The following is a 21,746-nucleotide window of genomic DNA, read 5'->3' as shown; positions in this document are numbered from 1 at the left end:
CGCCCAGTCGGATTGCGCCGTGCCGTCCCCGGATCCCTACGGCGCCAGCACCACCCCGTCCGGCGCCCCGGTCGCCGCCCCGCCGTGATACCGCCCGGCCACGTAGGCGAGCGCCGCGCGGATCACCCGCTCCGAATACGGCTTGGCGATGATCCCGACCGCTCCCGCAAAGTCCGGGGGCACGCGCTTGGCGTTGGCTGTCGTGAACAGCACGACCGTCCCCGCCTGGGCGCTCAGGGCCTGAGCGACCGCGACGCCGGTCGGGCCGTCGGCGAGGTGGATGTCGACGAGGGCGACGTCGGGGGCGAGGTCGCGAGCGAGCGCGATCGCCTCGGCCGAGCGGGTGGCGACGCCGACCGGCACGTGGCCGGCCTCCTCCAGCAGGCATTCGAGCTCGAGGGCGATGAACACCTCGTCCTCGACGATCAGGACCCGCAGGGCGACCCCGCTCAAGGCCCGGCTCCGGCGAGGCCGGGGCCGAGGGGCAGCACGACATGCGCCCTCGTGCCGGGGTTCAGGTCCTCGAAGGCGAGGCTGCCGCGCAGCTGGCGCACCAGCATGCCGACGAGGTCGCGCCCGAAGCCCTCCGGATTGTCGGATTGCGGGTTCAGGCCGACGCCGTCGTCGCGGACCTCGAGGATCAGGCGCTCGTCATGCACCCGCGCCGTGATGGCGACCCGGCCATGGCGCTCGCCCGGAAAGGCGTGCCGGACCGCGTTGACGGACAGTTCGTGCACCAGGAGCGCCAGGGGGGCGGCCATCGACGCCGGCACCGCCACCGCCGCCACGTCGACCGTGAGGGCGATCCGGTCGGGATCGATCCCGGCCTCCAGCTCGGCGGCGAAGTCGTCGGCGAAGTCGCGCAGGTCGAAGCGGGCGACGTCGCTGAGCGAGTAGAGCAGGCGGTGGACGGTGGCGAGCGCCCCGATCCGGTCGGCCATGCTGCGCAGCACGTCGCGGCAGGCCGCGTCGCGGGCGCGCCGCGCCTTGAGCAGCACCAGCGAGGAGATGACCTGGAGGTTGTTCTTCACCCGGTGATCGACCTCGTGCAGCAGGGCGGTCTGCTGGTCGAGGGCGGATTGCAGCGCCCGGTTGCGCGCCTCGATGTCCTGGGCGAGCCCGTCCTTCTCCCGGGCGAGCGCCCGCTCGGCCTGCCGCGCCCGGGTCACGTCGGTGAGCACCGCGAAGTAGGAACGCAGGGTTCCGTCCTCGTCCCGGACCGGCGTGAGGGTCATGGAGTTCCAGAACGGATGACCGTCCTTGCGGTAGTTCAGGATGTCGATCTGCAACGGCTCGCCGAGCGCCACCGCCTCGCGCACCCGGGCGACGGCGGCCGGATCGGTGTCGGGTCCCTGCAGGAAGCGGCAATTGCGGCCGACGACCTCGTCCGGCGCGTAGCCGGTGAGGCGGCAGAAGGCCGGGTTGGCGAACACGATCGGGTTGTCGGCTCGGTGGGGATCGGTCATCACCATCGGGGCCTCGGAGGCCTGGAAGGCGGCGAGGAAGGACGCGGCCTGCGGCGCGTCGGCCGCCCGCGCGGTCATCGGCTCAGCCTGCCTCGGAGCGTCCAACCCGATCATCCGCACCCGCCCGCGTGATGGCCCCGCCCGGACGATCCGGGGCGGAGCGGGGCCTTTGGCCCTGTCCCGATCAGCGAACCCGCAACGGGGGGCGGGGTTCCCGGCCGCCGCGTAAGCTCCGGTGGATGCAATCTTAATCCTTTGTCCATCATGATCCCGCCCACATCCTGGGCTCGAAGGGCGGCAGGATGTGACGCGGCACCGGGAGCTTTCCCAGAATCTTCGGGAGACGAGGAGCGCGATGACGACGACGGCCGGGAGACAGGGCACGAGCTGGCTGTCGCGCACCCGCGCCACCCTGCGGGACGTGGTGGCGGACCGGCGCATGGCCCTGATGCTGGTGCTCGGCTTCGGCGCCGGGCTGCCGATCCTGCTGGTCTTCGCCACCCTGTCGGCCTGGCTGCGCAGCGCCGGCATCGAGCGGTCGAGCATCGGGCTCCTCAGCTACGTCTCGCTCGCCTACACGCTGAAGTTCCTGTGGGCGCCGGTCATCGACCGCTTCGACGTGCCGGTGCTGTCGCGACTCCTCGGCCGGCGCCGGGCCTGGATGCTGCTGGCGCAGTTCGCCGTGGCGGCGGGCCTGATCGCGATGAGCCGGGGCGATCCGGCGGTATCGCTGGGCTACATGGTGGTCTGCGCCCTGGTGATCGCGTTCGCCTCGGCGACCCAGGACATCGTCGTCGACGGCTGGCGCATCGATTCCGCGCCGACCGAGCGCCAGGGCATGATGCTGGCCTCCTACCAGCTCGGCTACAGCCTCGCCCGCATCTGCGCCGGTGCCGGCGCCCTGTTCGTCGCCGACGCCTTCGGCTGGGCGCCGGCCTACGGCACCATGGCGGCGCTGATGATCCTGGCGGTCGCCGGCACCCTCGCGGCGCCGAAGGTGGCGGCGCAGGATCCGGGCCCGCGGCGCGGCTGGCGCCATGCGCTGCGCGAGGCGGTGGTCGATCCCTTCGCGGATCTCGTGCGTCGCAAGGGCTCGGGGCTGGTGCTGATCCTGGCGCTGATCACCGTCTATCGCCTGCCCGACATCGTGTCCGGCATCATGGCGAACCCGCTCTACATCGACATGAAGTTTTCCCTGTCGGAGATCGCCACGGTCTCGAAGGTCTACGGCGTCTGGATCGGCATCGCCGGGGCCTTCGCCGGCGGCATCGCGGTGAGCCGGCTCGGGCTGTACCCGGCCCTGCTGATCGGCGGGATCGCGGCCTCCGCCTCCAACCTGATGTTCGCCTGGCTGGCCCTCGCCGGCCACGACCTGCCGCTCCTGGTGGCCAGCATCAGCATCGACAACTTCGCCGGCGCTTTCGCCGGCACGGCGCTCATCGCCTACATGTCGAGCCTGACCTCGTCGGCCTTCGCGGCGACGCAATACGCGCTGCTCTCCTCGCTCTATGCCCTGCCGGGCAAGTTCGTCGGCGGCCTGTCGGGCTTCGCGGTCGAATCCCTCGGCTATCCGACCTTCTTCGTGATGACCGCGGCGGTCGGCATCCCGGTGACCCTCCTCTGCCTGTCCTTGCGGATGCTGCCCGGCGAGACCGGCCCGGCACCGGCCGACGAGATGCCGGCCCGGGCCTGAGGGGGAGGGGACCGCCCCTTGCGGAACCGGCCCCCGGCGCCCCAGCTTTAGTCCCGGAAGCCGCTGATCGTCCGCGAGGGAGCGTCCGTGTCCGAGATCGTCGCCGTCGAGCCCGCCCCGTCCCCCGTCCCGCTCGGGGCGCCGGAGCCCCTGAGCGCCGAGGACCGCAGCGCCTTACGCCGGGCGGTCGAGGCATTGGAGCGGCCGAGCCTCGCCGGCCGGCTGTCGGCGATGGCCGGTGCGCCCCTCGACATGATCACCCGCGCCCTGCCGGCGCCGGTCGTCGACGCGGTCGGCCACGCCACCGAGACGGCCATGCGCGGCGCCCTGCACGTCGCCCTCGCCACCCTGCCGAAAGCGGCCGAGACCGCGCCGGAGGCCGGCGCGCTGGTGCCGCTCGGCCCCGACGTCTCCCCGTCCTTCCCGGCCTCGTGGCGCAGCCGCGCGATGGAGCTGCTCGAACGCTTCCCGCCCGGCGACCGCGGCCACAAGGCGCTGGCGGCGGTGTCGGGCGCGATCGGCGGCGCCTTCGGCATCACCACGCTCGCCGTCGAGCTGCCGCTCTCCACCACCCTGATGCTGCGCTCGATCGCCGAGATCGCCCAGCGCGAGGGCGAGGATCTCGGCGATCCGGAGGCCGCGCTCGCCTGCATGCAGGTCTTCGCCCTCGGCGGCCGCGGCGCGACGCAGGCGGACGGGGCGACGGGCAACGCGGCCGAGAGCGGCTATTTCGCGGTCCGCGGCGCGCTCGCCAAGGCGATGTCGGAGGCGGCCCGCTACGCCGCCGGGCGCGGCCTTCTCGACGAGAGCGCGCCGGCGCTGATGCGCTTCGCCGGCCAGGTCGGCGCCCGGTTCGGGGGAGTGGTGTCGCAGAAGCTCGCTGCCCAGGCGGTGCCGGTGCTCGGCGCCATCGGCGGAGCCGCGGTCAACACCGCCTTCATGGACCATTTCCAGTCCATCGCCCGCGGCCACTTCACCGTGCGGCGGCTGGAGCGCCGCTACGGCAAGACCCTGGTGCGCGAGGCCTACGAGGCGGAGCGGGCCTCGCCCGGCACCGCGTAGCGGGCTTTCAGCAGGGCGTAGACGAGGCGCGCGGTCTGCACCTCGCCGCCCTCAGGGCGGCCCGGCTTGGTCCCCGCGTTCCAGCCGTAGAGGTCGAGGTGGACATGCGCCCCGGCCTTCGTCGCGAAGCGGCGCAGGAACAGGGCCGCGGTGACGGCGCCCGCGAAGGGGCCGCCCGACACGTTGTTGAGGTCGGCGATCTTCGAATCGAGCAGGGACGCGTAGGGGCCCCAGAGCGGCATGCGCCAGACCGGGTCGTTGACCGCGAGGCCGATGGCGGCCAGCTCGCCGGCCAGCGCGTCGTCCTCGGTGAACAGGGCGGGCAGGTCGGGGCCGAGCGCCACCCGGGCCGCCCCCGTCAGGGTGGCGAAGTCGAAGACGAGATCGGGCGCCTCCTCGTCGGCCAGCGCCAGCGCGTCGGCCAGGATCAGCCGGCCTTCCGCGTCGGTATTGCCGATTTCGACGGTGAGACCCTTCCGGCTCGCCAGCACGTCGCCGGGGCGGAAAGCCTCGCCGTTGATCGCGTTCTCGACCGTCGGGATCAGCACCCGCAGGCGGACGGGCAGGCCGGCGCCCATCACCATCTCGGCCGCCGCCAGCGCCACCGCGGCACCGGCCATGTCCTTCTTCATCAGCAGCATCGCCGCCGAGGGCTTGATGTCGAGGCCGCCGGTGTCGAACACCACGCCCTTGCCGACGAGGGTCACCTTCGGCGCGTCGGCCTCTCCCCAGGTGAGGTCGATCAGGCGCGGCGCCCGCGGCGAGGCCCGGCCGACCGCCGCGACGAGCGGAAAACCCCGCTCCAGCGCCTCGCCCGACACCACGGTGCAGGCGGCGCCGAAGCGCTCGGCCAGCGCGCGGGCCGCCGCCTCGATCTCCGCCGGGCCGAGGTCGTTCGCCGGGGTGTTGACGAGGTCGCGGCCGGCGGCGACCGCCCGCGCGATGCGGTCGATCTCGCCGGCATCGACGCCGTCCGGCGCGACGAGGCGGGCCTTCGGCGCCGGCCGGTCGCGATAGCGGCCGAAGCGGTACCCTGAGAGCTGCCAGGCGAGGGCGGCGAGCGCCGGATCTCCGGGCAGTGCCTCGAACCGGTACGTTCCCTCCGGCAGGGCGTCGGGCAGGCGCCCGACCGCGAACGGATCGCCCCGCTCGCCGGCCTCGACCCCGAACAGCACGGTCGCCAGCGTCCCGTCCGGCCCCGGCAGCAGGGCGATGCGGCCCGGCTTGGCCTCGAACCCGCTGGCGGTCGCGAAGGCGGCGGCGAGCGGCGGCAGCTCCGCCGCGACCGCCGGCCAGCCGGCGGCATCGACGCAGCGGATCGGGACGGCGCCCTCGGTCGCGGGCAGGAGCGTGGTCACGCGGGGCATCCCTTCCTTCAACGCGCACGGTACCCGCCGGAGGGGGAGGCAAACCGCAGCGGTTGTCAATGCGGCCGCCGGGGCAGCGCCCGGTCGCGCGGCCACCGGACGCCGCTCCATGCCTTCGGGGGATGCCGCCTCGCCTCCGACGAGCCGGTCTTCACGGCGGCGGGGCATGCTCCGTTCGGGAACCCCGGCAGCCCTCCGGCGTCACCCCGGACCTCCTCGCGTCGCGCGTGAGGGAGCCGTCATGCGAGGAGACGTCATGCAAGGAGCCGCCATGGACCAGGACCGCAAGCCCATCAACCCGCTGGAGCGGCGCGAGACCATCGGCGTCGAGGATGGCAACCGCCACGACGGGCCGGTGACGCCGAGCCGCCACGGCACCGGCACCGACCGGGGCGGGGCCGAGACGACGCCGCCGGCCCCGAAGGCGACGCCGTCGGACACCCCGCGGCGTTAACGGCGGGTTAGGGTTAACGATCTACCACCGGAACCATCGAGGGCCGTGGGAGCGGGGTCAGCCATCCCAGGCCCGTTCCTGGAGTGGCCGATGCCCGCGACCGTCGAGACCCGTCCCGTCCGCCCGAAAGCCGCCGCGGGCCCGCTCCGGCGACTCGCCTGCGCGGGATTGGTGGCGTTGGCGGCCTCGGGCTGCCTGTCGCGCAATCCCCTGACCAGCAACCCCCTCACCACCGGCTCGATCGATGCCAGCGCCCCGCAGAGCACGGCGCGCCGCGACGTCGGGCGGCTGGCCGAGCGCTACGCCCGGGATCCATCCGACATCGGCACCGCCATGGCCTATGCCCAGGCCTTGCGCGCGACCGACCAGGGCCCCCAGGCCGCCGCGGTGCTGCAGCAGGCGGCGTTCCGCAACCCGAAGAACCCGGCCGTGCTCTCCGCCTACGGCAAGAGCCTGGCCGAGGTCGGCCGCTTCACGGAGGCCGCGGAGGTCCTGCGCAACGCGCATTCCCCGGCCAACCCGGATTGGCGCGTGCTCTCGGCGCAAGGGGCGGTGGCCGACCAGATGGGCGACCACGCCCAGGCCCAGCGCTACTACGAGGCGGCGCTGAAGATCGTGCCCGGCGAACCGGCGGTCCTGTCGAATCTCGGCCTGTCCTACGCGCTCGCCAAGCGCCTGCCCGAGGCCGAGGCGACCCTGCGCCAGGCCAGCGTCGATCCCCGCGCCGACGGGCGGGTGCGCCAGAACCTCGCCCTGGTGCTCGGCCTCCAGGGCCGCTTCGGCGAGGCCGAGCAGGTGCTCACCCGCGACCTCGGTCCCGCGGAGGCGGCGCAGAACGTGGCGGCGCTCCGCGCCTTCGTCTCGCAGCCGAATGCCTGGAAGGCGATCCGCTCGTCCGAGAAGGCCGGTGGCGCGAGGGGGGCGGGCAGGCCGGTGCATCCGCAGGTGGCGGCGTCCGCCCTCTGACATCTCGGCTGCGTCCGACGCATCAGGAGGTTACCGGAGCGGGCGCCGGCCCTATCATCCGCTCCGCGCGCCGATGCCCCGCCCATGCGGGCCGCGCACCGGAGGAAGCCCCTTGACCCGCGTGCTCTACGAACTCGCCGCCGCCGATCCGGACCGGCGCTTCAGCCCGTTCTGCTGGCGCATCCGCCTCGCGCTGGAGCACAAGGGCCTCTCCTTCGAGGGGCGGCCGTGGCGCTTCACCGACACGGCGGCGCTCGCCTTCTCGGGCTCGGACAAGGTGCCGGTGCTGGTCGAGGACGGGCGGGCGATCGCGGACTCGTCGGTCATCGCCGGGCATCTGGAGGCGGCCCACCCGGACCGGCCGTCGCTGTTCGGCGGCCCGGCAGGGGCGGCGCTGACCCGGTTCCACGTCGCCTGGACCGATCAGGTCCTGCATCCGGCCCTGGTGCCGCTCCTCCTCCTCGACATCCACCGCCACCTCGACGAGGCCGACCAGGCCTATTTTCGCCGCAGCCGCGAGGCCCGGTTCGGCAAGGCCCTGGCCGATGTCTGCCCCGATCCGGAGGCGCAGCTGGCCGTCCTGCGGCGGACGCTGTCGCCGGTGCGGGCCGTGCTGCGGAGCCAAGCCTTCCTCGGCGGCGAGGCGCCGCTCTACGCCGACCACGCGGTGATGGGCGCCTTCCTGTGGGCCCGCGGCGTCAGCGCGCTCGCCCTGCTCGAGCCCGACGATCCGGTCGAGGCGTGGCGCCTGCGGATGATCGAGCGGCTGGGGGAGGGGTCGCGGGCGCTCGCTTTCGGCTGACCTGCGGCTGACGCGAACTCCCCTGTGGACCCCGGATCCGGGCACGGATCGGGACCGCCCCGGCCGTGTTACGAGTCGTGGCATCGCAGGGAGCCGAGATGACGATCAGCGTCGAGATGGGGGTGGCGAGCGGCGGCCGGCCGGCCGCCCTCGACCTGGAGGAGCTGCTGGCGACGCGCCTGCTGGTCCAGGGCAACTCCGGCTCGGGCAAGTCGCACCTCCTGCGCCGCCTGCTGGAGCAGAGCGCGCCGCACGTGCAGCAGGTGGTGATCGACCCCGAGGGCGATTTCGTCACCCTGGCGGACGCGCATGGCCACGTCGTGGTCGAGGGCGATAACGGCGAGGCCGACCTCCAGCGCATCGCCGCCCGGGTGCGGGCGCACCGGGTCTCGGTGGTGCTGACGCTGGAGAGCCTCGACGTCGAGGCGCAGATGCGCGCCGCCGCGGCCTTCCTCGGCGGCCTGTTCGAGGCCGAGCGCGACCATTGGTACCCGGTGCTGGTGGTGGTCGACGAGGCGCAGCTCTTCGCGCCCGCCGCGGCCGGCGAGGTCTCGGACGAGGCCCGCAAGGCCTCGCTCGGCGCGATGACCAACCTGATGTGCCGCGGCCGCAAGCGCGGGCTTGCCGGCATCATCGCGACCCAGCGCCTCGCCAAGCTCGCGAAGAACGTCGCGGCGGAAGCGTCGAACTTCCTGATGGGCCGGACCTTCCTCGACATCGACATGGCCCGCGCCGCCGACCTCCTCGGCCTCGAGCGCCGCCAGGCCGAGAGCTTCCGCGATCTCGAGCGCGGCCACTTCATCGCGCTCGGTCCCGCCTTGTCGAAGCGGCCGCTGCCGATCGCCATCGGGCCGGTCGCGACCTCGGCGCGCTCGTCGAGCCCCAAGCTCGTCCCGCTGCCGAGCCCGGCCGCCGGCGACGATCTGCGCGAGCTGATCCTGACCCCGGCCGAGAGCGAGGTGGCCTGGATGCCCGCTCCCCGCCCGGCCCCGGCGCCGCGGGCGACGCCGACCGACCTGTTGCAGCAGCTCGCCCAGTACCGCCCGCCGGAGCCGGTCGAGGTCGCCCCGAGCATGAGCGAGGCGGAGCGGGACGCGGCGCTCGCCGACATCCTGCGCGAGATCGCCGCCGATCCGGACGGGACGCACCACCCGATCGCGGTGCTCTACCAGGATTTCCTGGTCCGGTGCCGGATGCGCCGGCTGCCCGGCGAGCCCCTGGATCTCGGCCGCTTCCGCCGGCGCCTCGCCATCGCGCGGGCCGGGGTCGACGGCGAGGCGGCCGAGGGCGACGAGGCGGAGGCGGTGATGGCGGCTTGCGCCGGCCTGCCCGAGGAGGTCCAGGGCCTGGTCCTGCTGCTGGCCCGTGCCGCCCGCGCCGGCGCCCCGTGCCCTTCCGACGACGCGCTCGCCCGCGCCATCGGCTCGCGCTCGCCGGGCCGGGCGCGGCGGCTTCTCGCCTATGTCGAGAGCCGCGGCGCCGCGGTGTGCCGCACCGATTTCCGCGGCAACCGCGTCGTCGCCCTGCCGGCTCTCGGCTGCGAGACCGCCCCCGGCAACCCGAAGGGCGCGGCGGAGGAGCCCGCCGGCCTGTTCGCCGCGGAATAGGCGGAGTGGAGAAGGGGGATCAGGCCGGCAGCGCCGGCCGGAACTCGCCCCGCCGCGCATAGGCGAGGCCGGCCGCCAGGCCGAGCAGCACCAGCGCGGGCAGCGCCATCGCGACGGCGTCGCCGGCCCGCAGATGGCTGGCCACCGCGCCGACCATGATGGCGGCGAGGAGAAGCGCGCCATGGGCGGCGGTGCCGCGGCGCCACAGCAGCCCCGCGCCGAGCGCCTGCGCTGCACCGACGGCATACATGAACCACAACGGATAGCCGAAGCGGGCGAACCCCTCGACCTCGAACGGTACGGCGGCGAGCTTCATGCCGGCCGCCACCAGGAAGATGGCGGTCAGCAGGCCGCGCACCATCAGGCTGATCCGCGGCCTGGTCGATCCAGACGTCATCGTTTCCGTCCCCCTTGCAGCGCCCCGGTCGTCCGGGCGGCATGCCGTGACTAGCGGCAGGGGATTTCACCGCGATTGCGTGCCGTGTTGCGTGCGGGCCCGGGGGCTTACAGCCCCGACGCGTCGCACGGTCCGTACAGGATCCGGCGGAAGCTGGCGCAGAGATGGGCCTCCGGCATCGCGGCGTCTGCGGATCCCAGCCCCGGCGGCTCCCCCGGCCCCCGGGTGTCGGCGGCGGCGGCGAGCTGCTGGGCCGCGAAGATGGCGCCCGGCCGGCCCGTCATCAGGTCCTCGACCCGGTCGAGCAACGCCTCCACCTGCGCCTCCCGCAGCAATCCGGCCCCGCGAAGCGACCGAATCAGCTCGGTCGTCAGCGCCTCGAGGGCGACGAGCCGGTCGTCCGCTTCGCGCCGGGTCATGTCGCGCGCCTCGATCATCCCGCTCGCCCCGATGGCCGGCTGTGAATCCATGACCCTCTGTCCGCCTTGGTCGCCATGCTGCCAGGACAGCAGGCAGATGCGAATCCAGCCTCAATCGATTCGCTCGCATTCGACGGAAATCGGTGTTTTCGGGTGAGGGCGAGAAGATGCGATGCGCGCTCGAAACGCGCTATTGCGTGAGGTCAGTGTAGTTATTCCCTTGTTTAGAGGTTGCATACGAAGTCTTTACATCCATCGCCGGTTCGAATCCTCGCCATGACTGCGGTCGAGCGGTACACATTCGGTGTCAGGAACGGCAGGCCGTCTATCCGGCAGCGAAAAGCGTTCTGGCCGGAACGATTCTCATCGGCCGCCGGGACGTCGATCGCGGCGGTCATATGCACCTGACATTAAGTCTCACACTGGAAGATGATCTTCACGCGGCAAGCGGTCTTGCGACCGGCCGAGCTTCGCGCGATGCTACCGGCACGCGTTTGTGAGATCTTGGCGGGCACCTTGAAGTTGCACATCCAACCTGCGCCAGCACCGGGTGCCCAGCCGATCCAGATGCGGGTCAGCGGCCGCTACCTGCTGCCGGGCGGAACGGAGCATGTCTGCGAGACCCGGAGCCTCTCCCTCGCGGCGATCGAGGTGCTGGCACCGCAGAGCGGCCTCCTGGGCGATCCGGTCACCCTCTATCTCGACGATGTCGGCCCGGTCTCGGGCGCGATCCAGACCATCTCGGCCGACGGCTTCACCCTCGCGGTGGATGTCGGGCCCGAGCGGCTGACGCGTTTCGCCGCGCGCCTGAACTGGCTCGCCGACCAGGCGAGCGGGCGCGCCGACCAGCGCAGCGACCCGCGCATCGTGCCGACCCACCGGACCGTCGAGGTCCGCCGCGCCGACGGCCGGGTGCTGGCAGGAACGGTCATCGACCTGTCGATGAGCGGCGCGGCCATCGCGGTGGCGGAGCTGCCGCCGGTGGGCGAGCTGGTCACCCTCGGCAAGCGCCGCGCCACGGTGGTGCGCCACCTCCAGGCCGGGTTCGCCGCCACCTTCCGGCTGCCGTTCCGGCCCGAAACCTTCGGGCTGCACGTCGTGCTCTGACGAGGCCGGGCGTTCCGCAAAGACCCTCGGCGCCACCCTCTCGGCTAGCCCGCAATGGCATCGCAGTCGAACCTGGCCGAAATCGTGGAGGGGCGCCCGTCGGGCCGGATCCTCCCGCCCCGGGATTCGGCCGCCGTCCGGCATGTGCCAGCCGGTGCGTCGGCGCCCTCGCTGTGGACAAGTCCCGCCGGGCTCCGGACACGCAGGAATCCGGCCACGCCGCCGCAGGGAATCTTAATCCCGCCGCGGGGAGAGTAGTCCCGGGTGACATGCAGGGTCGGGTGGCGGGGAGGCAGCGGATGGGCGGCCAGGAGCACAGCCAGGAGTACGGCCAAGGGCAGTGCAGCGGGATCGCGCGCCTCGATCGCAGCGGGAGCCTGGGTTCCGCCCGCGGCGACATCCGGATCGTGGTCTCGGCACCGCCCGCCGGGCGCGAGAAGAAGGAGCGCGCCTCGGCCTACCTGCCCTGGCCGGTGCGTCTGACCCTCAAGCTCGGGCTTCCCCTCGTCGTCGTTCTGGCGATCGTCGTTCTGCCGAACTACCTCGGTTGCCGCGGCCAGCACGATTCCGGCATGTTCTTCTACGGCATCACGGTCTCGGCCTGCACCCGTCAGACGATCTCCGACCAGATTGCCGGCACGCAGCGGCGCTTCGAGGCGATCGCCCGCGCCGTCGGGGCGCATTGAGGCCGCCGGGCCGGAGGGAAGGGACAGTGTCAGGCCAGGCTCTTACACACAAGACGCTCCGGGGATACGGGGCGTTGCGCGTCGGAGCCTGTCTCGCCGGGAGGGAATGCCTTAGTTAAGGCCCGTCCCCTCCGGTACGAGGATGAGCCCCCGATGTTCCCAGACGTGAAGCTTCACATCGCCGGCGAATGGCGCGCCGGCAGCGCCGGCCAGACCCTCCCGATCCTCAACCCGGCCACCGGCGAGACCCTGAGCCAGCTCGCCGTCGCGACCCGCCAGGACCTCGACCAGGCGCTCGAGGCGGCGGATCGCGGCTTCCGGGCCTGGCGCAAGGTCTCGGCCTTCGAGCGCAGCAAGGTTCTGCGCAAGGCCGCCAACCTGATGCGCGAGCGTGCCGACGCAATCGCCCGGATCATGACCCTCGAGCAGGGCAAGCCGCTGGCGGAAGCCAAGATGGAGGTGCTCGGCGGCGCCGACACCATGGACTGGTTCGCCGAGGAAGGCCGGCGCGCCTACGGCCGGGTGATCCCGCCCCGGGCCGAGGGCGTGATGCAGCTGGTGATCCGCGAGCCGGTGGGGCCCGTGGCCGCCTTCACGCCCTGGAACTTCCCGATCAACCAGGCCGTGCGCAAGGTCTCGGCAGCGCTCTGCACCGGCTGCTCGGTGATCCTGAAGGGGCCCGAGGACACTCCGGCGAGCTGTACCGCGCTGATCCAGGCGCTGCTCGATGCCGGCGTACCCGGCGACGTGCTCGGCCTCGTCTACGGCGATCCGGCGGAGATCTCGTCGTATCTCATCCCGCATCCGATCATCCGCAAGATCACCTTCACGGGCTCGACGGCGATCGGCAAGGAGCTCGCGGCACTCGCCGGCAAGCACATGAAGCGCGCCACGATGGAGCTCGGCGGCCATGCCCCGGCGATCGTGTTCCGCGATGCCGACGTGCAGAAGGCCGTGCAGGTGCTCGGCGCCAACAAGTACCGCAATGCCGGCCAGGTCTGCGTCGCGCCGACCCGCTTCCTCGTCCACGATTCGGTGTTCGACGCCTTCGTCGACGGCTTCGTCGGCCTGTCGCGCGACCTCAAGGTCGGCAACGGCCTGGAGGAGGGGGTGAAGATGGGTCCGCTCGCCCATGGCCGCCGCATCGAGGCGATGGAGGGCTTCGTCGCCGATGCCGAGCAGAAGGGCGCGCAGCTGCGCACCGGCGGCAAGCGCATCGGCAACCAGGGCAACTTCTTCGAGCCGACGGTCTTCACCGACCTGCCGCTCGATTCCCGGATCATGAACGAGGAGCCGTTCGGGCCGATCGCCGCGATCCAGCGCTTCTCCGACGACGAGGAGGCCTTCACGGAGGCCAATCGCCTGCCCTACGGCCTGGCGGCCTACGCCTATACCCGCTCGGCCGAGACCGCCACCAAGCTCGCCACGCGGGTCGAGAGCGGGATGATGTCGATCAACCACCACGGCATCGCCCTGCCCGAGACGCCCTTCGGCGGCGTGAAGGATTCGGGCTACGGCAGCGAGGGCGGCTCGGAGGCGATCGAAGCCTATCTCAACACCAAGTTCGTCACCCAGGCGGGCTTCTGAGCGGGGCGGGGGCCGCCATCGCGCGGCCCCTCTTTCGCCCGGCGAAATAGGGGTTGCCAAGCCAGGGCGGACCCCTTAGATCCCACTTCCACCGGCGGGGCGCACCGCTCCCCCCGGTCAGGCGCCCGTAGCTCAGCTGGATAGAGCACCAGACTACGAATCTGGGGGTCAGAGGTTCGAATCCTTTCGGGCGCGCCATTTTACTTTTGAAGATCACGGTCCTGTCCGGCTCATGCCGACACCGACCGTTACATAGTCGAAGGCATGGTCTTCGATCGGGCGCCCGTAGCTCAGCTGGATAGAGCACCAGACTACGAATCTGGGGGTCAGAGGTTCGAATCCTTTCGGGCGCGCCACTTCACTTCACCACATGATCGGATCGAGACGCGGTCGAGAGATCGGCTCACGGCCCCGGCGGATGAGCGGCCTCGACCCTCGGGGAGCCGCCGGATGAGCACGCACGCCACGCGCCGCAACCTCGTCGACGAGCGGGCGGAGCGGTTCAAGCCGCCGGTCTTCCGCCGACGGCGCTCGCGGTGGGACGACGTGCTGGCGGCGGGACGCCGCCTGCTCGATCTCCAGGCCGGGTCGGCCTGGCGCGACCTGCGGGTGGAGCTCGCCTCCGCCTCCGGCGTGGTGCTCGATGTCGGCTGCGGCGCCCAGGTCTTCCGCTCCCTCCTGCCCCCGACGGCGCGCTATCGCGGCATCGACACGCGCGACGCCCGCGACCGCTTCGGCTACGCGGTGCCGGACACCGAGTATTTCGAGGGGACCGACTGGAACGTCGCTCCAGCCTCCATCGACGTCGTCCTGTGCACCGAGGTGCTGGAGCATGTCGAGGCGCCGGAGCCCTTCCTCGGGCAGGTCTTCGCCTGCCTGGCGCCCGGCGGCCGCCTGATCCTGACGGTGCCGTTCGCGGCCCGCTGGCACTTCATTCCCTACGATTACTGGCGCTACACCCCGTCCTCCCTCGACGGGCTGCTGCGCCGGGCGGGCTTTCGCGAGGTACGCGTCACGGCCCGCGGCAACCCGGTTACCGTCGCCTGCTACAAGGCGATGGCGTTGTGCCTGATCCCCTTGCTCGATGCCCACCGTCCGGCGCGTCGCCTCCTCGGCGCGGCCCTGCTGCCGGTCCTCGGCCTGCTCGGCGTGATCGGCACCCTGTCCCTCGCCTCGGATTGGGGCGAGGATTGCCTCGGCTACACCGTCACCGCGCGCCGCCCGCCCACGGACGGTGACGCGGTGTCCTGACCGGCGGGACCGCGTCTCACAGCGGCTTGCGCGCCACGCTGAGGAGGTTGCCGACATTGACGGCGAGGCTGCGCCGCCCGAGGCCGAGCGTCTCCGCCGCTGCGAGCGCGGCCGGCTTGAGCGGCCCGGGCAGCGGCATCAGGCGCAGCCAGTAGCGCAGGGGGTAGCGGTTGCGGATGGCGGCGACCGCGATTTCCTCGAAGCCGGCCTCGCCGAGGAGGCGCCGCAGGCTTGCCTCGCAGAACAGCTGCATGTGCTCGATGTCGATGATCGGCGAGCGCCGGCCGAGGAGCCGGTTGATCGGTGCCCGGTAATCGTGGGTCACGAAGGCGATCAGCCCGCCGGGGCGCAGCAGGTCGTAGGCGGCCCGGGCAAGGCCGCGCGGATCGGGAACGTGCTCCAGGGTCTGGAAGCAGCAGACCAGCGACAGGCTGTCGGCCTCGCGGCAACCCGGCTCGAACACGCCGAGCCGCAGGTGCGGGCGGAGGGCCGCGGGAGCCGCCGCCACCGCCTCGAGCGACGGCTCGATCCCGACGACCTCGGCAAAGCCCATCGCCTGCAGCTCGCGCAGAAACACCCCGGTCCCCGCGCCGATCTCGAGGGCGGTCCCGCCGCGCTGCTGCGGGCCGAGATGCGGCGCCAGAACCTCCGCGTAGGTGCGCGCCGCATAGACGGCCTCCTCGGCGCTGTCGTAGCCGGCCTGCCCGTAGGCCTGCGCCAGGGCCTCGGCCTCGGGCGCCTCGGCGGCGAACACCGTCTCGCAGGGGCCGCAGCGGACGAGACGGAACGTCATGTATTCCGGCGCCTTGCGCGAGGCGAAGCTGAGCGCGTCGATCCGGGCCGGATCGATCGCCGCCGACAGGAACGGCCGCCCATCGCGCTCGGGTGCGCCGCAGACCGGGCAGTCGCGGTGCCGGAGCCGGTCCAGGATCGCGGCCGGGGCGGGGGAGGTCTCGATCACGGATGCGTCCTCGGGACCGGGTGCGCGGCGCGGGTTCGGCCGCGAATCGCCGCGCCGTCCGGCCGCCGTCCACCGGACGATGGTGATGGAACGGCACTCGTGGTTAGCGGCGCCTTAAGGTCCGGGTCGCCGCACGGGCGCCGAGACCGGCGCCTGCGACCGTGGGCGCGAAGCCTGCCGAATGCCGGGATCGGCCCCGTCACGGCAGGGCCGGTCCCCCTTAGCTCAGGGCCGCCGTCGATCCCGCGCCCGCGCGCGTCCGGGACGGCGCATCTCAGAACACCGACCCGGCGCCCTCCTGATGGGCCGGATGATCCGGCCAGCACATCCCCTGCGGCACGCGCCGGATCATCGTCTCGGGCCGCGCGAAGATCGCGCCGGCGGGGTGGCCCTCCAGGGCGTCGATCCGGGCGACGTAGTGGTAGAGCGTGCCGTTGTTGGGCGGGGTCCGGGAGGCGGCGAGCAGGCTGCACGGGCTGATCGCGAAGGGCGGGACCAGCACGGCCCGGATCACCTCGTACAGGGGCGTCACCGCGCCGAGGCCGAGCACCAGGACGGCGACCGCCAGGCGCCGGGCCTCGAGGCCCGGGACCACGGCGCCGACCCGCAGGGCCAGCACGGCCAGGGCCGGGATCGACGCGCGCATTACGAAATCCGCTCCCCCGAGCCGGTAGAGCGGCGCCAGCACGAGCAGGAGGAGGACGAGCCCGATCTCCCATCCCGCCCACCGGTCGCCGCGCCCCGGGGCGAGGGCGAGGACGACCAGGGCCGGCACGATGTCGAGCAGCAGGAGGAAGGCATAGCGGAGGGGGAAATCCCCCGTCATCGCCTGGAGCCCGTGCGGCACGCGGCCCGCATCCGCGCCGAGATAGAGCGCGACCGGGGCGAGCCCGAGGAGGGCGAGGCCGACCACGGCGACGGAGCCCCCTTCGAGCCGGCCCCCGGCCGCGTCGGCGAGGAAAGCCGCGAGCAGGAAGGGCAGGGCGCCCATCATGCTCAGCGGCGACCAGAACACGCAGAGGCCGAAGACCACCGCGAGAGAGGTCGCCCGCAGGGCGCCCGCGCGCCACAGCCAGTAGGCCGAGACGAAGATCCAGCCCGACGCGGCGTGGTTCGGCACCCAGAAGAGCTGCGTCACGTGCGACGAGAATTGCAGGTCCCCCGCCCATTGCTCGAGATGGATGCCGGGGATCAGCCGGTCGCCGGCGAGCAGGCTGCCGACCACGTCCCAGCCGCTGAACGCGACGAAGACCGCGATGCGGCCGAGACCCTGCCGGCGGGACGGCGCGGCCCGGGCGACGCCGTAGAACAGGCATCCGAACAGGAGCCCGTTCTGGGCGAGCAGCGCGAGATGCGCCCCGTACAGGCCGGCCGCCTTTCCGATCAGCGCCGGCAGCAGGTAGAGCCCGAGCGGCGCGCGCAGCATCGTCGGGTCGCCGGCATAGAGGTAGCCGACCGGCCACGGCGCGGCGACGAGGTCGTGCAGGACCGCGTCGCGGATCAGCCAGTCGTCGTTGGCGAAGAACAGGTGCGCCTGGCCGCCGAGCAGGCAGAGCCCGAACCCGACCGCCAGGGCCGCCGCCAGCAGCGGGCGATCGAGCGGCGCGCCGGTCGTCCGGGCGAGGTCGCGCCAGACGCCCGCCAACGCCGCAGCGAGGAGCGCGACCGCGCCCGCCGCGAGGGGCGCGCTCGCCAGGTGGGTGGCAAGGAAGATCAGGTTGGGCGCGGCGGTCAGCGCCAGCACGACGGCGAAGGGCAGGTGGCCGAGGCGCGAGCTCACCGCCGCGGCGACGGCCCGTCCGGCATGGCCGCCCGGAGACTCGTCGAAGCCGATGGGCTCGCGGCGCGGGTCGATGGGCTCGCGGCGCGGGTCAATGGGCTCGCGGCGCGGGGCGAGGGAGTGCGGCGGCGCGGGAGCGGCGGTCACGGGCGCGGGCTCCCCTCCGGCGGCAGGTCGGTGGCGATGCCGTGGCGGATCAGCGCCGCCCGGATCAGGCGCGGACGCCCCTTCACCTCCTCCATGATCTTGGCGACGTACTCGCCGATCAGCCCGATCCCGAACAGGTTCAGGGCGCCGAAGAACAGGATGGCGAGCTGGGTCGAGACCGCCCCGCGCGGGGCGATGTCCGGCACCAGCAGGTGGGCGGCGACGAGGCCCAGGCCCAGGAGGCCGGCGAGGCCGAGCAGCACGACACCGGCGGCGGTCAGCATCTTCAGCGGCGTGTTGCTGAACGAGAAGATCCCGCGCTTGGCCCATTCGAGGTTGGAGAGGAGGTTGTTCGTGCTCGTGCCGAACATCCGCTTCGGCCGCACATAATCGACCCCGGTCTGGCGGAAGCCGACATAGGCGCGCAGGCCGCGCATGAACAGGTCGCGCTCGGGGCAGTTCAGCAGCCAGCCGACGACGCGCCGGTCCATCAGCGAGAAGTCGCCGGCATCGTGCGGGATCCGCACGTAGCTGAAGGCGGCGAAGACCCGGTAGAACGCCTTGTAGAGCAGGCCCCAGGCCACGGGCATCTCGCGCTGCACGCGGCGCCCGTAGACGACGTCGTTGCCGGCGATCCAGGCGTGGTAGAACGGCTCGATCAGCTCGGGCGGATCCTGCAGGTCGCCGTCGAGGAGCACGCAGGCCTGGGCGGTCGCCAGCTCCATGCCGCTGCGGAACGCCATCTGCGAGCCGAAATTGCGCGAATGCGTGATGCCGAGGACGTGCGGGTCCGTGGCCGACAAGGCCCGGATCGCGTCGGCGCAGCCGTCCGGGCTGGCGTCGTTGACGAAGATGATCTCGTAATCGACGTCGATCTTGCGGAACACGGCCGTCAGGCGAGCATGCATGATCGGCACCGCCTCCTCGTCCTTGTAGCAGGCGATGATGGCGGCGATGCTGCGCCGGCGCGAAGCGCCGGCCTTGGTCAGACCGGCGATCTCGGCGCCGGCCTCGCGCATCCAGGCGGCGGTGCGGGACAGCCCGTCCTGGAGCGGCGTCGCGGCGCGCCAGCCGAGCAGGCGCGCGGCCTTGTCGGGATTGGCCTGCCAGCGGGCGAGGTCCCAGGCGCGGGGCGCCATCGCGCCGAAGCGCGGCGGGTCGGCGATGCCGAACAGGTTCTGTGCCGTCGCCGCGAGGTCGCCGATCGTCGTCTCGATTCCGGTGCCGATGTTGAGCGACTCGCCGTAGAGGTCGAGCGACATCTTGGCCGCCGCGCGCACGAAGGCCTCGCAGACATCCTCGACATAGACGAAGTCGCGGGCGGTCGAGGGGTCGACGAGGTCGGGATAGCCACCCGCGAGCCCGCGCGAGACCACGGCCGGGATCAGCCGTCCGGCATCCTCGTAGGGGCCGTAGACCGAGTAGAGCCGCAGGTTGACCACCGGCCAGCGGCGGGTCTTGCCCGCATAGACGATGTACTGGGCGGCCGCCGCCTTCGAGACGGCGTAGGCGCTGTTCGGGACGAGGACCGCCTCCTCGGACGGCGAGGCGGAGTTCAGGCCGTACTCGGAGGACGAGCCGGCATGGATGTAGGCCGCGAGGGCGCCGCTCCCGGCCAGGCGCTCGACGCGATCGACGAGGGCGGTGAAGTTGGTGGCGTAGATCAGGTCGGTGTCGGCCTCGAACGCGTAGGCGCCGTAGGCGACGCAGTCGAACACCGTCGCCGGGCGGATCGCCTCGACGAAGTTGGCGGTCGCCGCCCGGTCGGTGAGGTCGACGGCGATCAGGTGGCCCGGGTCGATGCCGCGCAGCCGCGGCGCCGGCAGGGTGCGGGCGACGGCGTAGACGTCGCGCCGCCGCGCCAGGATGTGGCGAAAGAGGTTGCATCCGACGAAGCCGCCCGCGCCGAGGACGGCGATCGGCCCCTTGAGGGTGTCGATCCACTCGGCGTGCGACGGGGTCATGCTGTCAGTCTCTCCCGCAGGGACGCGGCGTCGAGGCCGCTCTCGCGCCGGTGGAAGGCCTGCGAGCCGTAGGTGCCGGACGGGTAGCCGGCGGCGGTCACGGTGCGAAATCCCCAGAGCGGGACACCGCCCTCCAGGCACCAGGCGGCGAGCGCCTGGCCGAGGCCGCCCTGGGCGACGTGCTCCTCGACGACGCAGAGCGTGCGGCCGCTCAGGCGTTCCGTGAAATCCCGCGGCGGCGGGCTCATGGCGAGCGGCAGCTCGCTCACCGCCCACACGTCCGGGCCGTCCTCGCCGTCGCACGCGAAGGCCGACCAGGCGATGCCGGCGATCGGCCCGACCGCGACGACGACCGGGCCGTGCCCGGCGCGCAGGCGGCGCCAGGGCGTGTAGGCCGGTGCCTCGCGGCCCTCCGGCACCTCGCCGCGGCCGAGCCGGACATAGGCCGGACCCGGCTCGGCGCCGGCCGCCTCCACCACCGCCGCCACGTCGCCGTCGAAGGCCGGGACGAAGATCCGCAACCCGGGAAGCGTCGCCAGCACGCCGTAATCCTCGAGGGCGTGGTGGGTCGGCCCCATCACCCCGTAGGCGTAGCCGCCGCCATTGCCGAGCAGGCGCACCTTCAGGCGGTGGAAGCAGACGTCGTTGCGGATCTGCTCGAAGGCGCGGGCGTAGCAGAACGGCGCGATGGTGTAGGTCCAGGGCTCCAGCCCCTCGCTCGCCAGGCCTGCGGCGACCCCGATCATGTTCTGCTCGGCGATGCCCGCATTGAGGAAGCGCGGACCGAGCGCGTCGCGCAGGGGCTCCAGGGCGCCGAAGCCGAGATCGCCGGTGAGGAAGACGAGGTCCGGGCGCGCGGACCGGGCGACGAGCGCCTCGCACAATTCGCGCCGCATCACGCGCTCTCCCGGGTGGGCGGGGATCCGGTGACCCCGAGCATCGCCTCGCGGACCTGGTCCTCGGTCAGCGGCAGGTAGTGGCTGTCGAGGCGCCCCTCGAGGGCGGGGACCCCATGACCCTTCACGGTGTGCAGCACCACGACCACCGGCCGGTCGGTACCGGGGGTCAGCGCGCGGCGCATGGCGGCGAGGTCGTGCCCGTCCGCCTCGCGGATCTCGACGTCGAACCCGGCCAGCACCCGCCCGATCGGGTCGAGGGAGGCGACCTCCTCGGTCGTGCCGAAGCCCTGCAGGCGGTTGTAGTCGATCAGGATCGTCAGGTTGGCCAGCCGCTGGTGGGCGCAGAAGATCAGAGCCTCGAAGGTCGAGCCCTCCTGCCATTCGCCGTCGGAGGTGAGGCAGAACACCCGGCCGTCCCGCCCCTGGAGCCGGGCGGCCAGGGCGAGCCCGCCGGCGAGCGGCAGGCCGTGGCCGAGGCTGCCGGTGCCGAAGCGGATTCCCGGCAGGCCGCGGGCGGGCGGGTGCCCGGGCAGCCGCGTGCCGTCGGCGTGGAACGTGGCGAGATCGGCCTCGGCGATCAGCCCGCGGCTCCACAGCGTGACGTAGAGCGCCCCGGCCGCGTGGCCCTTCGAGAGGACGAAGCGGTCGGAGGCGCCCAGCATCTCGTGATGGACCAGCATCATCGCGTCGAGGGCCGACAGGTTGCCGCCGACATGCCCGACGCCGGCATCCCGGTGCATGGCGAGCAGCCGCCAGCGCGCGAGGGTCAGGAGGCCGGGCGCCAGCGGAGCCGGCGCCACGTGCGGTGCGGGCGCCGCGATCGCGCCGTGCGGCCGGCTTCCGGCCCGAAGGGTGTGTCCGCGCCGTGCCATCCGTCCGAGATTCCGCTGCTCCCCCGCCGACGGAACGACGGCCACGGTTAGCGCCCGGTTAAGGCGCCGCCCGCCCGCGCATAGGGACGACGACGGGAGCCGGCCTTGACCCGGCGACATCTCCGCCCGGCCGGTGCGAAATCCTGGCGTTGCAGTCGAGCCGGCCCCTCGACGCTGCGTCCGTCGCGGTCATCGGCGACGTTCCCGCAGCATTATGCAGGTGTTAACCTTGCTGAACTTGCCCGCGCATGGTGCCGTC

The 21,746-nt window shown here is 72.8% G+C and carries 20 protein-coding genes and 2 tRNA genes; 12 read left to right on the top strand and 10 right to left on the bottom strand.

Annotated features, from left to right (window positions below; genetic code table 11):
- Window positions 1-36 precede the first annotated feature (36 nt).
- A complete protein-coding gene (locus FF100_RS12045; protein WP_246102042.1) occupies window positions 37-453 on the bottom strand; it encodes a response regulator in 417 nt (138 codons plus the stop codon).
- Complete coding sequence (locus FF100_RS12040) at window positions 450-1,544, bottom strand: PAS domain-containing protein (RefSeq protein ID WP_139035941.1); 1,095 nt, start codon at window positions 1,542-1,544, stop codon at window positions 450-452. The genes FF100_RS12045 and FF100_RS12040 overlap by 4 nt, the downstream gene beginning before the upstream one ends.
- Before the next feature lie 277 nt (window positions 1,545-1,821).
- Here FF100_RS12040 and FF100_RS12035 point away from each other — a divergent pair, with 277 nt between their 5' ends.
- Entirely contained in the window at window positions 1,822-3,159 is a 1,338-nt protein-coding gene (locus FF100_RS12035; protein ID WP_139035940.1) for an AmpG family muropeptide MFS transporter, read from the top strand.
- 87 nt (window positions 3,160-3,246) lie between these two features.
- Window positions 3,247-4,221 (top strand): EcsC family protein, encoded by a 975-nt coding sequence (locus FF100_RS12030; RefSeq protein WP_139035939.1) that lies wholly within the window; start codon window positions 3,247-3,249, stop codon window positions 4,219-4,221.
- Here FF100_RS12030 and FF100_RS12025 read toward each other — a convergent pair.
- The gene (locus FF100_RS12025) at window positions 4,185-5,579 is read right to left on the bottom strand and encodes a leucyl aminopeptidase family protein (RefSeq protein ID WP_246102041.1); all 1,395 of its coding nucleotides are present in this window, start codon (window positions 5,577-5,579) and stop codon (window positions 4,185-4,187) included. The two genes, FF100_RS12030 and FF100_RS12025, sit on opposite strands and share 37 nt — an antisense overlap.
- 280 nt (window positions 5,580-5,859) lie before the next feature.
- Between FF100_RS12025 and FF100_RS12020 the strand changes: the two genes are divergently transcribed.
- The 4 genes from FF100_RS12020 (at window position 5,860) to FF100_RS12005 (ending at window position 9,417) form a co-directional block, all read left to right on the top strand.
- Window positions 5,860-6,042, top strand: a complete 183-nt coding sequence (locus FF100_RS12020; protein ID WP_139035937.1) for a hypothetical protein — start codon at window positions 5,860-5,862, stop codon at window positions 6,040-6,042.
- A gap of 90 nt (window positions 6,043-6,132) precedes the next feature.
- Window positions 6,133-7,008: a tetratricopeptide repeat protein gene (locus tag FF100_RS12015; RefSeq protein WP_139035936.1), complete on the top strand. Its 876-nt coding sequence runs from the start codon at window positions 6,133-6,135 to the stop codon at window positions 7,006-7,008.
- A gap of 112 nt (window positions 7,009-7,120) precedes the next feature.
- On the top strand, window positions 7,121-7,810 hold the full coding sequence (locus FF100_RS12010; RefSeq protein WP_139035935.1) for a glutathione S-transferase family protein: 690 nt from the start codon (window positions 7,121-7,123) through the stop codon (window positions 7,808-7,810).
- A gap of 98 nt (window positions 7,811-7,908) precedes the next feature.
- On the top strand, window positions 7,909-9,417 hold the full coding sequence (locus FF100_RS12005) for an ATP-binding protein (RefSeq protein WP_139035934.1): 1,509 nt from the start codon (window positions 7,909-7,911) through the stop codon (window positions 9,415-9,417).
- A 19-nt stretch (window positions 9,418-9,436) separates the two neighbouring features.
- Here FF100_RS12005 and FF100_RS12000 read toward each other — a convergent pair whose 3' ends face one another.
- Together FF100_RS12000 and FF100_RS11995 are read right to left on the bottom strand one after the other, a co-directional pair.
- Complete coding sequence (locus tag FF100_RS12000; protein ID WP_139035933.1) at window positions 9,437-9,814, bottom strand: DoxX family protein; 378 nt, start codon at window positions 9,812-9,814, stop codon at window positions 9,437-9,439.
- Window positions 9,815-9,921: 107 nt separating this feature from the next.
- Complete coding sequence (locus FF100_RS11995) at window positions 9,922-10,284, bottom strand: hypothetical protein (RefSeq protein WP_246102040.1); 363 nt, start codon at window positions 10,282-10,284, stop codon at window positions 9,922-9,924.
- A gap of 516 nt (window positions 10,285-10,800) precedes the next feature.
- On the opposite strand from FF100_RS11995, the gene FF100_RS11990 reads away from it, so the two are divergent.
- From FF100_RS11990 to FF100_RS11965, 6 genes are all read left to right on the top strand, one after another.
- Window positions 10,801-11,340: a PilZ domain-containing protein gene (locus tag FF100_RS11990; RefSeq protein WP_246102039.1), complete on the top strand. Its 540-nt coding sequence runs from the start codon at window positions 10,801-10,803 to the stop codon at window positions 11,338-11,340.
- A 299-nt stretch (window positions 11,341-11,639) separates the two neighbouring features.
- On the top strand, window positions 11,640-12,026 hold the full coding sequence (locus FF100_RS11985) for a hypothetical protein (RefSeq protein WP_139035932.1): 387 nt from the start codon (window positions 11,640-11,642) through the stop codon (window positions 12,024-12,026).
- Between the two features lie 153 nt (window positions 12,027-12,179).
- The gene (locus FF100_RS11980) at window positions 12,180-13,613 is read left to right on the top strand and encodes an NAD-dependent succinate-semialdehyde dehydrogenase (RefSeq protein WP_139035931.1); all 1,434 of its coding nucleotides are present in this window, start codon (window positions 12,180-12,182) and stop codon (window positions 13,611-13,613) included.
- A gap of 121 nt (window positions 13,614-13,734) precedes the next feature.
- Window positions 13,735-13,811, top strand: a tRNA-Arg gene (locus FF100_RS11975).
- Window positions 13,812-13,892: 81 nt separating this feature from the next.
- Window positions 13,893-13,969, top strand: a tRNA-Arg gene (locus tag FF100_RS11970).
- A 94-nt stretch (window positions 13,970-14,063) separates the two neighbouring features.
- The gene (locus FF100_RS11965; RefSeq protein WP_139035930.1) at window positions 14,064-14,864 is read left to right on the top strand and encodes a class I SAM-dependent methyltransferase; all 801 of its coding nucleotides are present in this window, start codon (window positions 14,064-14,066) and stop codon (window positions 14,862-14,864) included.
- A 16-nt stretch (window positions 14,865-14,880) separates the two neighbouring features.
- On the opposite strand, the gene FF100_RS11960 is transcribed toward FF100_RS11965, so the two are convergent.
- From FF100_RS11960 to FF100_RS11940, 5 genes are all read right to left on the bottom strand, one after another.
- Complete coding sequence (locus FF100_RS11960; protein ID WP_246102038.1) at window positions 14,881-15,825, bottom strand: class I SAM-dependent methyltransferase; 945 nt, start codon at window positions 15,823-15,825, stop codon at window positions 14,881-14,883.
- Between the two features lie 274 nt (window positions 15,826-16,099).
- Window positions 16,100-17,752 (bottom strand): hypothetical protein, encoded by a 1,653-nt coding sequence (locus tag FF100_RS11955; RefSeq protein WP_139035929.1) that lies wholly within the window; start codon window positions 17,750-17,752, stop codon window positions 16,100-16,102.
- Window positions 17,749-19,716, bottom strand: a complete 1,968-nt coding sequence (locus FF100_RS11950; protein ID WP_139035928.1) for an NAD-dependent epimerase/dehydratase family protein — start codon at window positions 19,714-19,716, stop codon at window positions 17,749-17,751. Before FF100_RS11950 ends, FF100_RS11955 begins: the two co-directional genes overlap by 4 nt.
- Window positions 19,713-20,612: a transketolase family protein gene (locus FF100_RS11945; RefSeq protein ID WP_139035927.1), complete on the bottom strand. Its 900-nt coding sequence runs from the start codon at window positions 20,610-20,612 to the stop codon at window positions 19,713-19,715. Before FF100_RS11945 ends, FF100_RS11950 begins: the two co-directional genes overlap by 4 nt.
- Window positions 20,612-21,487 carry a transketolase gene (locus tag FF100_RS11940; protein WP_246102037.1) on the bottom strand — a complete coding sequence of 292 codons (876 nt, stop codon included), beginning with the start codon at window positions 21,485-21,487 and terminating at the stop codon, window positions 20,612-20,614. The genes FF100_RS11945 and FF100_RS11940 overlap by 1 nt, the downstream gene beginning before the upstream one ends.
- Window positions 21,488-21,746 lie beyond the last annotated feature (259 nt).

Origin of the sequence: Methylobacterium terricola, assembly GCF_006151805.1 — a bacterium.
Classification (GTDB): domain Bacteria; phylum Pseudomonadota; class Alphaproteobacteria; order Rhizobiales; family Beijerinckiaceae; genus Methylobacterium; species Methylobacterium terricola.
This window is presented reverse-complemented; position numbering and strand designations above follow the sequence as displayed.

Coding starts and splice junctions, on each gene's coding strand:
- FF100_RS12040 (WP_139035941.1), bottom strand. CDS start 1,544: ATGACCGCGCGGGCGGCCGACGCGCCGCAGGCCGCGTCCTTCCTCGCC.
- FF100_RS12035 (WP_139035940.1), top strand. CDS start 1,822: ATGACGACGACGGCCGGGAGACAGGGCACGAGCTGGCTGTCGCGCACC.
- FF100_RS12020 (WP_139035937.1), top strand. CDS start 5,860: ATGGACCAGGACCGCAAGCCCATCAACCCGCTGGAGCGGCGCGAGACC.
- FF100_RS12015 (WP_139035936.1), top strand. CDS start 6,133: ATGCCCGCGACCGTCGAGACCCGTCCCGTCCGCCCGAAAGCCGCCGCG.
- FF100_RS12005 (WP_139035934.1), top strand. CDS start 7,909: ATGACGATCAGCGTCGAGATGGGGGTGGCGAGCGGCGGCCGGCCGGCC.
- FF100_RS12000 (WP_139035933.1), bottom strand. CDS start 9,814: ATGACGTCTGGATCGACCAGGCCGCGGATCAGCCTGATGGTGCGCGGC.
- FF100_RS11995 (WP_246102040.1), bottom strand. CDS start 10,284: ATGGATTCACAGCCGGCCATCGGGGCGAGCGGGATGATCGAGGCGCGC.
- FF100_RS11990 (WP_246102039.1), top strand. CDS start 10,801: ATGCGGGTCAGCGGCCGCTACCTGCTGCCGGGCGGAACGGAGCATGTC.
- FF100_RS11985 (WP_139035932.1), top strand. CDS start 11,640: ATGGGCGGCCAGGAGCACAGCCAGGAGTACGGCCAAGGGCAGTGCAGC.
- FF100_RS11980 (WP_139035931.1), top strand. CDS start 12,180: ATGTTCCCAGACGTGAAGCTTCACATCGCCGGCGAATGGCGCGCCGGC.
- FF100_RS11965 (WP_139035930.1), top strand. CDS start 14,064: ATGAGCACGCACGCCACGCGCCGCAACCTCGTCGACGAGCGGGCGGAG.
- FF100_RS11950 (WP_139035928.1), bottom strand. CDS start 19,716: ATGACCCCGTCGCACGCCGAGTGGATCGACACCCTCAAGGGGCCGATC.
- FF100_RS11945 (WP_139035927.1), bottom strand. CDS start 20,612: ATGCGGCGCGAATTGTGCGAGGCGCTCGTCGCCCGGTCCGCGCGCCCG.
- FF100_RS11940 (WP_246102037.1), bottom strand. CDS start 21,487: ATGGCACGGCGCGGACACACCCTTCGGGCCGGAAGCCGGCCGCACGGC.